This window comes from Sphingomonas sp. GV3 (genome assembly GCF_031082075.1).
GTDB classification, from domain to species: domain Bacteria; phylum Pseudomonadota; class Alphaproteobacteria; order Sphingomonadales; family Sphingomonadaceae; genus Sphingomonas; species Sphingomonas beigongshangi.
The window spans coordinates 2,681,259-2,695,729 of sequence record NZ_JARWLE010000001.1; the positions used below are offsets into that span (position 1 = coordinate 2,681,259).

General features: G+C 67.1%; 9 protein-coding genes. 5 read left to right on the forward strand and 4 right to left on the reverse strand.

All coding sequences use genetic code 11. The features are described from left to right. Window positions 1-15: 15 nt before the first annotated feature. The 3 genes from map to purD are packed head-to-tail and all read right to left on the reverse strand — an operon-like array spanning window position 16 to window position 2,845. Window positions 16-786 (reverse strand): type I methionyl aminopeptidase, encoded by a 771-nt coding sequence (map, locus tag RF701_RS12875; RefSeq protein ID WP_308815182.1) that lies wholly within the window; start codon window positions 784-786, stop codon window positions 16-18. 20 nt (window positions 787-806) lie between these two features. Further along, window positions 807-1,526 carry a hypothetical protein gene (locus RF701_RS12880; RefSeq protein ID WP_308815183.1) on the reverse strand — a complete coding sequence of 240 codons (720 nt, stop codon included), beginning with the start codon at window positions 1,524-1,526 and terminating at the stop codon, window positions 807-809. A 59-nt stretch (window positions 1,527-1,585) separates the two neighbouring features. Further along, window positions 1,586-2,845, reverse strand: a complete 1,260-nt coding sequence (gene purD, locus RF701_RS12885) for a phosphoribosylamine--glycine ligase (RefSeq protein ID WP_308815184.1) — start codon at window positions 2,843-2,845, stop codon at window positions 1,586-1,588. On the opposite strand from purD, the gene xseA reads away from it, so the two are divergent. The 4 genes from xseA to RF701_RS12905 all read left to right on the forward strand — a co-directional run bounded on the left by xseA (window position 2,844) and on the right by RF701_RS12905 (window position 8,797). After that, window positions 2,844-4,265 (forward strand): exodeoxyribonuclease VII large subunit, encoded by a 1,422-nt coding sequence (gene xseA, locus RF701_RS12890; protein WP_210357171.1) that lies wholly within the window; start codon window positions 2,844-2,846, stop codon window positions 4,263-4,265. The genes purD and xseA overlap by 2 nt on opposite strands. Before the next feature lie 13 nt (window positions 4,266-4,278). Further along, entirely contained in the window at window positions 4,279-4,479 is a 201-nt protein-coding gene (locus RF701_RS12895) for a DUF2093 domain-containing protein (RefSeq protein WP_210357170.1), read from the forward strand. A 20-nt stretch (window positions 4,480-4,499) separates the two neighbouring features. Then, entirely contained in the window at window positions 4,500-5,342 is an 843-nt protein-coding gene (locus RF701_RS12900; protein ID WP_308815185.1) for a M23 family metallopeptidase, read from the forward strand. A gap of 281 nt (window positions 5,343-5,623) precedes the next feature. Then, on the forward strand, window positions 5,624-8,797 hold the full coding sequence (locus tag RF701_RS12905) for a carboxypeptidase regulatory-like domain-containing protein (RefSeq protein ID WP_308815186.1): 3,174 nt from the start codon (window positions 5,624-5,626) through the stop codon (window positions 8,795-8,797). 78 nt (window positions 8,798-8,875) lie between these two features. On the opposite strand, the gene clpB is transcribed toward RF701_RS12905, so the two are convergent. Continuing rightward, window positions 8,876-11,455, reverse strand: a complete 2,580-nt coding sequence (gene clpB, locus RF701_RS12910; protein WP_308815187.1) for an ATP-dependent chaperone ClpB — start codon at window positions 11,453-11,455, stop codon at window positions 8,876-8,878. A gap of 165 nt (window positions 11,456-11,620) precedes the next feature. Between clpB and RF701_RS12915 the strand changes: the two genes are divergently transcribed. Beyond that, window positions 11,621-14,467, forward strand: a complete 2,847-nt coding sequence (locus RF701_RS12915; RefSeq protein ID WP_308815188.1) for an insulinase family protein — start codon at window positions 11,621-11,623, stop codon at window positions 14,465-14,467. Window positions 14,468-14,471: the final 4 nt, after the last annotated feature.

Here is a 14,471-nt window from a genome sequence, read left to right on the forward strand (position 1 = left end):
GCTTGCCACGCGTCGTCAGCGCGGCGCCAGCACCTCGTCGCGCCTCAGGGTGAGCACCTCGACCCCCGTCGCGGTCACCGCCACGGTATGCTCGAACTGCGCGGAGAGCTTGCCGTCGCCCGTCACCACGGTCCATCCGTCGTCCTCGGTGGATACGCGGCGCGTGCCCTGGTTGAGCATCGGCTCGATCGTGAAGGTCATGCCCTCGCGCAGCGTCGCGCCGGACCCCGCACGCCCAAAGTGCAATACCGTCGGTTCCTCGTGCATCTCGCGGCCGATCCCGTGGCCGCAATAGTCGCGCACGACCGAATAGCCGTTGGCCTTGGCATGCTTCTCGATCGCAAAGCCGATGTCACCCAGCCGGGCGCCGGGACGTACCGCGCGGATGCCTTTCCACATCGCCGCCTGCGTCACGCTCAACAGCCGACGCGCCGCCGGCGGGACCGTGCCGATCGCATAGGTCTTGCTCGAATCGGCGATATAGCCGTTCTTCTCGAGCGTAATGTCCAGATTGATGATATCGCCGTCGCGCAGCACGTCGGTGGCCGCAGGCACGCCGTGGCAGACTACGTTGTTGATCGAGCTGTTGAGCACATAGGCGAAGCCATATTGCCCCTTGCTCGCCGGCCGAGCGGCGAGGTCGACGGTGATGAACCGTTCGACCATGTCGTTGATCGCCAGCGTCGAAAGGCCGGCGAGCGGCTGTGCGTCGAGCATCTCGAACACCGACGCCAGCAGGCGGCCGGAGATGCGCATCAGCGCCAGTTCGTCGGCGGTCTTGATCATCGGCGTGTCCGTTCGGCCGCTCACAGGCGGCCAAACATCGCCTCGAACCCCTTGACGTCGCCCGCCGCCAGGAAGCGGGCCTGCTCGACCCAGCGATCACGCGCCATCCGGCCGCTGAACGCGCCCAGATCGGCGTCGAGCCGCGCCGCTGCCGCATCGTCGAGGACGGCAAGCTGGCCGACGCGGGTGATGCCGAGTTCGCTCAGCCGCGCGGCGACCTTAGGTCCCAGCCCTTTCAGCAGCGTAACCGGCCGGTCCGCCGGATCGTCGGACGCGGGGCCGGCGTCGGGCGCCGAGGCGGCCTCGGCCTGAGGCGCGGCGTCGAGCGGCGCGGCGGCCGCGATCGGTTCGTCCGCGATCGGGGCCACGGCAACTGGCGCAGCGTCGGTGGCAGGCTGGTCGAGCGGCGGCGGGGGAGGCGCGGTGGGGACGGGCGCGGTGGGGACCGGCGCTGGGGATGGCGCAGGCTCGGCGCTCGCCCTGGGGGCGGCGCGCCTCTCCCGGCCCTCCCCCGGCACTGACGCCGGCGGGGACTGGGGCATCTGCGCCGATTCCGCGTTGCTGGCTTCGATCGTCCTCTCGGCTTGCTTGCGGCGGTGCTTCAGCCGCGCGCCCCAGATCAGGCCGAGAATGACGAGGATCGCGAAGATCGCGATCACCGCCAGGTGCGCGGTGGTGAAGAGCGTGGTCGTGTCGGGCAACAGGCTTTCGCCCGGGGCCGAGGAGGCGCTGTCGTTCATCCTGTCATCCTAGTCGCGGTCGCGCCGCCTGCCTATGGGCTCGCGAGCAAGACGTGCCGTCAGCGCGCCAGTTCCCGCCAGCCGATGTCGCGGCGGCAGAAGCCGTCGGGGAAACGGATGGCGTCGACGCCGCGATAGGCGGCATCGCGCGCCGCGCGTATGTCCCTGCCGGCCGCGGTCACCGCGAGCACGCGGCCGCCGGCGGCGACCAACTGCCCGTCAGCGAGGCGCGTGCCCGCCTGGAAGACGACCGCGCCGGTCGCTTCCGCGGAATCGATCCCGGCTATCGCTCCGCCCGTTGCCGGCGTGCCGGGATAGCCCCTGGCAGCCAGCACCACCGTCATCGCGCTGTGCTCGACGAAAGCCGGCGGCGGTGCCTGGTCGAGGCGCCGCTCTGCGACCGCGAGCAACAACTGCGCCAGGTCGCCGCGAAAGCGCAGCATCAGCACCTGGCATTCGGGGTCGCCGAACCGCGCGTTATACTCGATGAGCTTCGGCCCGGTCGGCGTCAGCATCAGCCCGGCGTAGAGAACGCCGCTGAACGGCGTGCCGTCCGCCGCCATCGCCTTGACCGTCGGCGCGACGATCTCGTCGATCGCTCGCCGTTCGAGTTCGGGGGTCAAGACGGGGGCGGGACTATAGGCCCCCATGCCGCCGGTGTTGGGGCCGGTATCGCCCTCGCCGACGCGCTTGTGGTCCTGCGCGCTGCCGAACGGCATCAGCGTCGTGCCGTCGGTCAGAACGAACAGGCTCGCTTCCTCGCCGTCGAGGAACTCCTCCAGCACCACGGGTGCGTCGCCGTGCGCGAACATCGCGTCGAACGCCTCCGTCGCGTCCGCCTCGCTGAGGGCGATCACCACGCCCTTGCCCGCCGCAAGGCCGTCCGCCTTGATGACCACGGGATAGCCGAAAGTCGTCGCCAGCGCGGCCTCCGCCTCGGCGCGGCTGTTGACGCGGACATAGCCGGCGGTTGGGATGTTCGCGCGGCGGCACAGGTCCTTGGTGAAGCCCTTCGATCCTTCCAGCTGGGCGGCGGCCTTGTCCGGCCCGAACACCGCGACGCCCGCGCCGCGCAGGGAATCGCCCAGGCCGTCGACCAAAGGCGCCTCGGGCCCGATCACGACTAGGTCGACGGCATGGTCGCGGGCAAAGGCGATCACGGCCGCGTGATCCGTCGTATCGAGCGCGACGCAGGTCGCATGCTCGGCGATGCCGGGGTTGCCAGGCGTCGCATAGAGCGTATCGAGGGTCGGCGACTGCGCCAGCCTCCACGCCAATGCGTGTTCGCGTCCGCCGGAGCCGACCAACAGGACGTTCATGCCCGATCCCTTTCTCGATGATGATCCGCGGCTGCTAGCCGAGCAGCGCCCCGGCGACAACGCGCTGGCTTTGTCCGTCGGAGAGCTGAGCTTCAAGCTCAAGCGCATGGTGGAGGGCGAGTTCGGCCATGTCCGCCTCCGCGGCGAGATTTCCGGTTACAAGCGCGCCGCTTCCGGCCACGCCTATCTGTGCCTGAAGGACGAATCCGCCGTGATCGACGGCGTGATGTGGAAAGGGCAGATGGCCGGCCTCGCCTTCGCGCCGCAGGACGGCGTCGAGGTCATCGCGACGGGGAAGCTCACCACCTATCCCGGCCGATCCAAATATCAGATCGTCATCGAGCGAATGGAGCTTGCCGGCGCCGGCGCGCTGATGGCGCTGTTCGAAAAGCTGAAGGCGCAGCTCGCGGCGGACGGGCTGTTCGACCCGGCACGCAAGCAGCGGCTGCCCTATCTGCCCCGCACGATCGGCGTCGTCACCTCGCCGACCGGCGCGGTCATCCGCGACATCCTGCATCGGCTCGAGGACCGCTGCCCCAGCCATGTCGTCGTCTGGCCGGTGAAGGTGCAGGGGCAGGGGGCGGCGGAGGAGGTCGCGGCGGCGATCCGCGGCTTCGACGCGCTGCCGGCGTCGCCGGCGGGCTCCGGGCTGCCGCCCCGCCCCGACCTCGTCATCGTCGCGCGCGGCGGCGGCTCGATCGAGGATTTGTGGGCCTTCAACGAAGAAGTCGTCGTCCGCGCCGTTGCCGCCTGCTCGATCCCGATCATCTCCGCCGTCGGGCACGAGACGGATACGACGCTGTGCGACTATGCCGCCGATCTGCGCGCCCCGACCCCGACCGCGGCGGCCGAACTCGCCGTGCCGGTGCTCGCCGACCTGCGTCTCACGGTGCAGAGCCACGCCGCGCGCACCTTGCGTTGCGCAAGCCGCTACGTGGAGCGCGGGCGCGAGCGGCTCGGCGCGACGGCGCGGCTGCTGCCGAAGCGCGATGCCCTGCTCGGTCCGCAGCGGCAGCGCGCCGACGACGCCGGGCAGCGGCTCGATCGCGCGCTGGAGCGGCGGATCGCGGCGGCGCGCGGCCAGCTCGACCGTAACGGTGGGGCGCTGCGTCCCGCGGTCCTGCAGCGGCAGTGGGAGGGCGCGCGCCACCGGCTGGAGGCGACGTGGCGGCTCGCACAGTCGCTCAATCCGGACGCCGTGCTCGATCGGGGCTATGCGCGCGTCACCACGCGGGAGGGCGCGACGCTGGTGAGCGCCGACGCGGCGCGTGCCGCAGGCGCGTTGACCGTGCGCTTCCGCGATGGAACCGTGGACACGGTCGTCGCGCCGGACGAGTCGCCCGTCGATCGGCCCAAGGCCGAACGCGCCCGCTCCAGATCCATGGCCCCTTCCAGGGGCGACCAGCCGACCTTACTCTGACAGGATATCCGCGATGCTCGTATCCAATTCCGATCGCCCGGCCCGATTGCACTATATGGCCAACGGTTTCCGCGTGCTCAGTCCCGGCGACCATGTCACCTGCGCAGTGACGGGCGCGCGCATCCCGCTCGACATGCTGCGCTATTGGAGCGTCTCCCGTCAGGAGGCCTATGCCAATGCGGAGCAGGCCGCCGAGGCGCTGCGCCCGCAATGAAACGGGCGGCGGCGATCGGAATGGCGACACTCCTCGCGGTGGCGGGGGCCGCCATCTCCATCGCCGCGCCGCCGCGCAACGGAGGCAGCAACGCGCGTGAGCCCAGCTCCTTCGGCTGGACGGGCAGCCTCAGCCAGGGCGGACTGATCCGCGGTACCGCGCCCGCCGGCACGGTGTCGCTGACGCTGGACGGCCATCCGGTTTCGCTTGCCGGCGATGCCTTCGTCATCGGATTCGATCGCGATGCCGGGCCGGTCGCCACCCTGGTGGCGACGCGCGCGGACGGCAGCGTCGGGATGCAGCGGCTGGACGTCGCGCCGCGTGCGTGGCGGATCGAGCGGCTTGATACGTTGCCGCGCTTCCCCGCGCCGGACCCCGTGTTCGCGAAGCTGCGGCCGCCCGAGCTGGCACAGATCGCCGCGGCGCGTGCGATGGTCACCGACGCGCAAGGCTGGCGCCAGACGTTCGCCTGGCCGGCGGAAGGACGTATCTCGGGTCTCTTCGGCGCGCAGCGCATCTACCGGGGCGAGCCCGGCGCCTATCACGGCGGCGTCGACGTCGCGCTGCCCGCCGGCACCCCCGTGCGCGCGCCGGCCGACGGTGTCGTCATTCTCGCCGCCGATCACCCCTTCACGCTGGAGGGCAATCTGCTGATGATCGACCACGGCCTCGGTCTCAACAGCGCGTTCCTGCACCTTTCCCGCATCGACGTCCGGCCGGGCGACCATGTTCGCCAGGGGCAGGTGATCGGCGCCGTCGGCATGACCGGCCGCGCGACTGGCCCGCACCTCCACTGGGGGCTGCGCTGGGGTGACGCGCGCCTCGACCCCCTGCTGATCGCGGGCCCGATGCCGCTGCGGTGACGCTGTTCGCATTTGCAGCATCTTTGCTGCGCGTGCTCGGGCAATAGGCACATTTTGCATTACGATTGAGGGTTGTCGCGCATGATGTGTGGCTTTTGTGGCACAACATTCATCAAAGCTTCATGATAACAGATGTGACACCTTTACAGTCGTACCCTCCATTGCTTTGATCCGAGCACGTCTCGTGGAGGTCGTTCAGGCGGCTTTTGGGGGCTTGGTTCAGCCCCATTATCGGCACCGCAGAAAGCGGGTCGAACGGTGGGGCCAAGCGAGGGAAACACATGATCAACACTTTGAACTTCGCGCGCCGCGCGTTGCGCGGCGGTACTGCGTTGCAAGCGCTTGCGCTCGTCGGCGCGGGCGTCGGCATGGCTGGCCTCACCGCGCCGGCGGCGGCGCAGGATTACACGTCGGGCGCGATCGGCGGTACGGTTCGCGATGAAGCCGGCAACCCCGTGGATGGCGCGACCGTGACCATCACGTCGCGGTCGCAGGGCTTCACGCGGACAGTCACGACCAACTCGGGCGGCGTCTTCCTGGTCAACGGCCTTGCACCGGGCGGCTACGACGTCTCGGTGCAATCGTCGGCGGGCGCGGGCTACAAGGCCGACAACGTGCCCCTGTCCTCGTCGCAGACGGCGCAGCTCAACGTGCAGCTGGCGGCGGCGGGTGGCGACGACATCGTCGTGACCGGCACGCGCGCGGTCGCGTCGTTCAGCGGTGCCACCACCGGTTTGAACGTCAACGTCGCCGACTTCATCAAGGACAAGCCGCTCGGGCGCGACCTTACTTCGGTCATCCTCCTCGCACCCGGCACGGCGGCGGGCGATGCGGCGTTCGGTAACCTGCCTTCGATCGGCGGTTCGTCGGTCGCCGAAAACGCCTATTTCGTGAACGGCCTGAACACCACCAATTTCGACACCGGCCTCGGCAGCACGGCCGTACCGTTCTACTTCTACCAGAGCGTCGAAACCAAGACCGGCGGCTATCCGGCCGAATATGGTCGCGCAACCGGCGGCATCATCAATGCCACGACCAAGTCGGGCACCAACGACTTCATGGCGGCCATACACGTCGATTGGGCGCCGAACTTCCTGGTGTCGCGCGGCAAGGATCGCCAGAGCTACACCGGCGTCAACGTCAATGGCAGTCTGTTCCAGAACAACACCGACGAGGCGAACCGGCGTTCCGATTCGCTGCTGGTGAACATCGAAGCGGGCGGCCCGATCATCAAGGACCGCCTGTTCTTCTATGGCCTTGCCCAGATGCGCAAGGTGACCAGCCGTTCGAACAGCCCGCTGGCGACCGGCATCACCGGCCAGGGCACGTCGTTCAACTATCGCGACACCGACCCCTTCTGGGGAATCAAGGTCGACGCCTTCCCGATTTCGAGCCAGCACCTCGAATTCACGATGTACGACACGCGCGCTACCCAGGAACGGTCGGATCAGCCGTACAGCTACGGCAATGGTGCGAACATCTACAACACCGCGACGGCCGTCACCGGCTTCAAGAGCGGTGGCCTGAACTTCGTCGGCAAGTACACCGGCCGCATGACCGACTTCCTGACGGTGTCGGCGGCTTACGGCCGCGTGCGCGATCGGTTCGATCAGGTCAGCCTCGCCGGTGCGGGCAACCTGCCGTACATCCTGAACAGTTCCGGCGGCGTCGTGAACGGCATCGCCAATGGCGGTTTGCTGAACGCGCAGCAGAATCTGGGTACCGACGCGCCGTATAACACGGAGCGCAAGTTCTTCCGTGCGGACGCCGACATCCTGGTAACCTTCCTCGGCACGCACCACTTCCGCGGTGGCTACGACCAGGAAACGAACACGCTGAACCACGTGAACGTCCGTAACGGCGGCGCTTACGAGCTTAGCAAGGGTGCAATCACTCAGGCGGCCTACAATGCAGTGCTGGGCAACGGGGGCCTAGCCTACATTCTTCGTCCGAACGGTCAGGTTGAAGTCAACTACTTCAATACCGGTGGTACCTTTGGCGCGAAGAACAAAGCGTATTACATTCAGGATGAGTGGAAACCCTTCGACCGGCTGACCTTGACCCTAGGTGCGCGTCGGGACGATTTCCGCGTCGACAAGCCGAGTGGTGCGCCGATCGCAATCCTGAACAAGAACTACGCGCCCCGTCTCAGCGCCGAATATCAACTGTTCGGTGACAAGTCTGGCAAGATCTACGGCTCTTACGGGTGGTATTTCCTGCCGATCGCTAGCAACACCGGCTTCCGTCAAGGCGCACCTTCGTACTATCTGCGCCAGCGCTACCAGTATCTTGGGCTGGATTCATCGGGTATCCCCATTCTGGGGAACATCAATACGGCCTACGCTTCGGGCACCTGTCCGATTCAGCTGGTTCCGGGTAAGCCGACAACCAACTGTAACGTGACCGGTGATGGATCGGACATCAACACGACGCAGGCGATCTCGTCCAACCTGAAGGCTACAAAGGAAACCGAGATCATCGTCGGTTACCAGCAGAAGGTCGGGCTGTGGACGTTTGGTCTGAGCTACACCAATCGTAAGCTGAACCGCACGTCAGAAGATTCGGCGATCGACGCGGCCGTCAACGCCTATTGCGCGGCGAACAACATCCGTGCGACGCCGGTGGGCGGCGGGGCCTCGGTACCGTGCTCGGCGATCTGGGATGGCTTCCACCAGTATGTCATCAACAATCCGGGCAGCCCGATCACGGTCAACCTTCTGGCGAACGGTTACGACATCAACAACCGGACGGTCAGCTTCACGGCGGCCCAGCTGGGCTACGGCAAGGCGAAGCGTACCTATGACGCAGTGACCTTCAGCTTCGACCGTGCGTCGAACGGTCGTTATTCGCTGGGCGGCAGCTACACGTGGTCGAAGAGCAAGGGTAATATCGAAGGCGGCGTGCAGTCCGACTTCGGTCAGAGCGACACGGGCATCACGCAGGACTTCGACCAGCCGGGCTTCGTGACAGGAGCGTACGGCTACCTGCCGAACGATCGCCGTCACGAGTTCAAACTGTATGGAAGCGTCAATCTGAATGACGACTTCACCATCGGTATGAACACGCAGGTGTTCTCGCAGCGCCCGCTGAGCTGCTTCGGTTACAATCCCACCGACGCGTTCGCCAATGGCTACGACGCCGCATCGCATTACTGCAACCTGGTGCTCAGCCCGCGTGGAACAGCGCAAAAGAGTGATTGGTACGAGACGATTAATACGTCGTTCCGGTACAACGTTCACTTCGCCGACCGGGTAGTCACCTTGCGGGCTGATGTATTTAATCTGCTCAACTCGCAGGCGGTTCTGAAGCGGAACGAAATTGGCGATCTGACTGGCAGCAACGTCAATAATGCAGCCGGTCTGCCGATCTCGGTTGACCGTAACCCAAATTATGGCTTGGTCACCAGCTACCAGGCTCCGCGTTTTGTGCGTCTTGGGGTGGATATCGCTTTCTGAATTACGCCAAATATTGGGTGAACATGGGAGGCGGACCGATCAGTCCGCCTCCTTTTTCGTGCGCAAAAGTGTAGTCGCTCACCCGACGCTGAGTACCAACCGCCCGTCGCCTTCGTCGACGTGCACCGTCGAGCCGTCCTTCACCTCGCCGCGCAGGATCGCCTCCGCCAGCGGGTCCTGGAGGTAGCGCTGCACCGCCCGCTTGAGCGGCCGTGCGCCATAGACGGGATCGTAGCCGACCCGGCCCAGCCACGCCCGCGCCGCGTCGGTCAGGTCCAGCGTCACCTTCCGGTCCGCCAGCAGCTTGCCGACGCGCGCGACCTGGATGTCGACGATCGGCCCCATGTGCGCCTGGCCCAGTCGATGGAACAGGATCACCTCATCCAGCCGGTTGAGGAATTCCGGCCGGAAATGCGCGCGGACGATCTCCATGACCTGCGGTTCGACCGTCTCGACCGCCTGCCCCTCCTCGAGGTTCGCCAGATACTGGCTGCCGAGATTGCTGGTCAGGATGATCAGCGTGTTCGAGAAGTCGACCGTACGCCCCTGGCCGTCAGTCAGGCGGCCGTCGTCGAGCACCTGGAGCAGCACGTTGAACACGTCGCCATGGGCCTTCTCCACTTCGTCGAACAGCACGACCTGATAGGGCCGGCGCCGCACCGCCTCGGTCAGCACGCCGCCTTCCTCATAGCCGACATAGCCGGGAGGGGCGCCGATCAGCCTGGCAACGGCATGCTTCTCCATGAACTCGCTCATGTCGATGCGCACCATCGCGCTCGCATCGTCGAACAGGAATTCGGCGAGCGCCTTGGTCAGCTCCGTCTTGCCGACGCCGGTCGGCCCGAGGAACAGGAAGCTGCCGAGCGGCCGGTTCGGATCCTGCAGCCCCGCGCGCGCGCGCCGTACCGCGGTGGAAACGGCGCGGACGGCTTCGCTCTGTCCGATGACGCGCGCGCCGAGCACCTCCTCCATCCGGAGCAGCTTCTCGCGCTCGCCCTCCAGCATCCGGTCGACGGGCACCCCGGTCCAGCGGCTGACCACGCCCGCGATGTCGTCGGCGGTCACCTCCTCGCGCAGCATGGCACCCTGGGTGGCGCCCTGCGCCTCCGCCAGCAGCTTCTCCAGCGCGGGAATCCGGCCGTAGGAAAGCTCGCCCGCCTTGGCGAGGTCGCCGGACCGCTGCGCCTGCTCCAGCTCGAGCCGCGCGGCGTCGAGCTGTTCCTTGAGCTTGGCCTCGCCGGCGATCTTGTCCTTTTCCGCCTGCCAGCGCGTCGTCAATTCCGCCGACTGCTGCTCCAGGTTGGCGAGTTCGCCCTCGATCTTCTCCAGCCGATCCTGCGACGCCTCGTCGGTCTCGCGGCGCAGCCCCTCGCGCTCGATCTTAAGGCGCAGGATGCGACGGTCGAGGCTCTCGATCTCCTCGGGCTTCGATTCGACCTCCATGCGAATGCGGCTGGCGGCCTCATCCATCAGGTCTATCGCCTTGTCGGGCAGGAAGCGGTCGGTGATGTACCGGTTCGACAGCGTCGCGGCGGAGACCAGCGCGCCGTCGGTGATCCGCACGCCATGGTGCATCTCGTACTTGTCCTTGAGCCCGCGCAGGATGCTGATCGTATCCTCGACGGTCGGCTCGCCGACGAACACGGGCTGGAATCGCCGCTGAAGCGCCGGATCCTTCTCGACATGCTTGCGATATTCGTCGAGCGTGGTCGCGCCGACGCAATGCAGCTCGCCGCGCGCCAGCGCCGGCTTCAGCAGATTGCCCGCATCCATCGCGCCTTCGGATTTCCCCGCGCCGATGAGCGTGTGCATCTCGTCGATGAACAGCACGATCTCGCCCTCGGCGGCCTTCACCTCGTCGATGACGCCCTTCAGCCGCTCCTCGAACTCGCCGCGATATTTCGCGCCGGCGATCAGCGCGCCCATGTCGAGCGCCATCAGCGTCTTGTCCTTCAGCCCGTCGGGCACGTCGCCGTTGGCGATGCGCAGCGCCAGCCCCTCGACGATCGCGGTCTTGCCGACTCCGGGTTCGCCGATCAGCACGGGATTGTTCTTGGTGCGGCGCGCGAGCACCTGGATCGTGCGGCGGATTTCCTCGTCGCGTCCGATCACGGGGTCGAGCTTGCCGTCCCGCGCCGCCTCGGTCAGGTCGCGTGCGAACTTCTTGAGCGCGTCGTAGCGGTCCTCCGCACCCGCGGTATCGGCGGTGCGGCCCTGACGCAGCTGGTTGATCGCGGCGTTGAGGCCCTCCGGCGTCGCGCCGGACGCCTGCAGCGCCTTGCCCGCCGCGGTGTTGAGCGACAGTGCGATCGCAACGAGCAGCCGCTCGACCGTGACGAAGCTGTCGCCGGCCCGCTGGGCGATCTGTTCGGCCTGGTCGAGGACGCGCACGGCGTCGTTCGACAGACCCGGCGCGGTCTGCGCGCCCGATCCGGACACGGCGGGGATCTTCGCCAGCGCGGCGTCTATGTCGTTGGTCGCGCGACGCGGATCGCCGCCCGCAGCGCGGATCAGCCCCGCGGCCATGCCCTGCTCGTCTTCCAGCAATGCCTTCAGCAGATGCTCGGGAGCGATCTGCTGGTGGCTCATGCGGATGGCGACGGTCTGCGCGGCTTGCAGAAAACCCTTCGCGCGGTCGGTAAATTTCTCGAGGTTCATCGGGATCCTATCCTGTTGAGCAACGATATGGTGTTGCCGATGTGCAACACAAGTGTGACATCGGACCGTTGTCGACTTTATCGCCGACGCCGCTTGTCAGTCCTCCGGCGACCGTTATGCTTGAGCGACACAGTCGTTCCAAGTCTTCGGGGGAAGGTTCGCTTCATGAACAAATGTATCGCGCTGACCGGCGTCGCCACGATGGCGCTCGCCTCGCCTGTTCTCGCCCGGGCGGAGACCACGGCATCGATCAAGGCAGCGCCCGTCTCGGCGCTCGTGAAGGATGTCAGCATCCCCTATCAGGAGTTCAGGCTGGCGAACGGCCTTCGCGTCATTGTCCATACCGACCGCAAGGCGCCGGTCGTCGCCGTCAGCGTGTGGTATGACGTGGGTTCCAAGCAGGAGCCAAAGGGTTCGACCGGTTTCGCGCATCTGTTCGAACATCTGATGTTCAACGGATCGGAGAATGCACCGGGCGACTTCTTCACGCCGCTGAAGGAAGTCGGGGCGACGGATTATAATGGAACGACCTATTACGATCGTACCAATTATTTCGAGACGGTGCCGACCGCGGCGTTGCCGCGCGCACTGTTCCTCGAGTCGGACCGGATGGGCCACCTGCTCGGCGCGATCACGCAAGGCGTGCTCGACGAACAGCGCGGCGTTGTCCAGAACGAGAAGCGGCAGGGCGACAACCGCCCCTACGGCCTGCTCGACTATGCGGTGACCGAGGGGCTGTACCCGGCGACGCACCCCTATGGCCACGACACGATCGGATCCATGGCCGATCTCGACGCGGCGTCACTCGATACCGTCAAGAACTGGTTCCGCAGCCACTATGGCCCCAACAACGCGGTGCTGGTGCTGGCGGGCGACGTCGACGTCGCGACGGCGCGGACCTTGGCCGAAAAGTACTTCGGCGACATTCCGGCGGGACCGAAGAGCGAGCTTCCCGTCGCTCCCGTCGTCACGCTGCCCGCGGCGAGGACCGTGACGCTGAAGGACCGCGTGGCGGCGACGATGATCACCCGCAACTGGTCGGTGCCGGGCCTGAACGACAGGGCCACGCCCGGCCTGGAGGTCGCCGCCGGCGTGTTGGGTGGCATGGCCTCGTCGCGCTTCACGAACCAGCTGGTGCGACAGGAGAAGCTGTTCACGTCGCTGGCCGCAGAGGACAATGCGTTCGCGCAGGTCGGTACGTTCACCATCCAGGGCCTCGTGCGCCCCGGCGTCGACCCGGCCCTTGCCTCGAAGCGGCTGGACGAAGTGCTGGCCGACTTCCTGCGCACCGGCCCGACGCAGGATGAGGTCTCGCGCTTCGTGACGAGCACTGTTGCGCGCACCGTGCGTGGCCTCGAGGCGGTCGGCGGCTTCGGCGGCAAGGCTGTGGCGCTCGCGGAAGGTGCGCTTTATTCGAACGACCCGGGCTTCTACAAGAAACGGCTGGCCGCGCTCGCGGCGGCGACGCCCGCGAGCGTCAAGGCGGCGGCGAACACGTGGCTGTCGCGTCCGGCGCTGACGGTGAACGTCGTCCCCGGCGCGCGGGACGCCTATGCGGAGGCGCAGGTGCCCCCCAAGAAGGACGTGATCGCCGCGCCGGACCAGCCGGCCAAGGGCAGCCGGGGGGCGATGCCGGCCGTCGGCCAGCTGACGGCGCTGACCTTCCCGAAGGTCGAGCGCACGCGGCTCGCGAATGGCATCGAGGTCGTCTACGCCCAGCGCACCGCCGTGCCGGTGACGCAGGCGGTGCTCAGCTTCGATGCGGGCTTTGCCGCCGACGTGCCGGAGAAGCTCGGCACGCAGCAGCTCGCGGTGGGGATGCTCGACGAAGGTACCGAGCATTACGACGTCAACACTCTTGCCGAGTTGCGCGAACGGCTCGGCATGGGTCTGGGCACCGGCAGCAGCAACGATCGCAGCACGGTGGTGATGAGCGTGCCGAGCGTGAACCTTGCGCCGGCGCTCGACCTGTTCGCGGAGGTCGCGCGGCGACCGGCTTATGCCCCGGCCGAGGTGGCGCGCGTCAAGGCGCAGCAGATCGCGGGGATCCAGCAGGAGCTGACCAACCCCGGCGCGCTGGCGCAGCGGATGACGACGCGCATCCTCGCGGCGGGCACGCCCTATGCCAAGGCGCAGGGCAGCGGCGATCCGGCCGCAGTCGCCACGCTGACCCCGGCCGACCTGCGCGCCTTCCAGCAGGCATGGCTGCGGCCCGACAAGGCCAAATTGTTCGTCGTGTCCGACCGGCCGCTGGCCGAGGTGAAGGCGGCATTGGATGCGCGCTTCGGCGACTGGAAGGCGACGGGCACCCCGGGCACCAAGACCTTCGGCGGAGCGCAGCCACCGGTCACGCCCAAGATCGTCCTGATCGACCGGCCCGACAGCCCGCAGTCGGTGATCGTCGGCGGGCAGCGCACCGGACTGAAGGGCACGGACGACATGCTCGTCCTCAACACCGTAAACGACGCGCTCGGCGGCAGCTTCCTGAGCCGCATCAACATGGACCTGCGCGAAAGCAAGCATTGGTCCTATGGCGCAAGCGGCCGGTTCCAGACCGTCGAATATGCGGCGCCCTATGTCGTTTCCGCCGGCGTCCAGGCGGACAAGACCGGTCCGTCGATCGCCTCTGCGGCGGACGACATCAAGCAATTCGTGACGACCAAGCCGATGACGGATGACGAATTCCGTCTGGCGATCACCGGTGCGATCCTGCAATTGCCCGGCCAGTTCGAAACCTCGCCAGCGGTGTTGGGCGCGATGCAGGCCAACGACCTGTTCAAGCGTCCCGACGATTATTACGCGACGCTCGCCACGCGCTATCGCGCCATGACGCTTCCCGAGCTGCGTACGGCGGCGCAGCGCACGATCGATCCCGCGAAGATCACATGGATCGTGGTGGGCGATGCCACGAAGGTGAAGCCACAGCTTGACAGCCTGGGCCTGCCGGTCGAGGTCGTCCCGGCAAGCGCGGTGGCCGGCGCGTCCGCCGGTGCCATCTCCGCGGCGCATTGAGGAG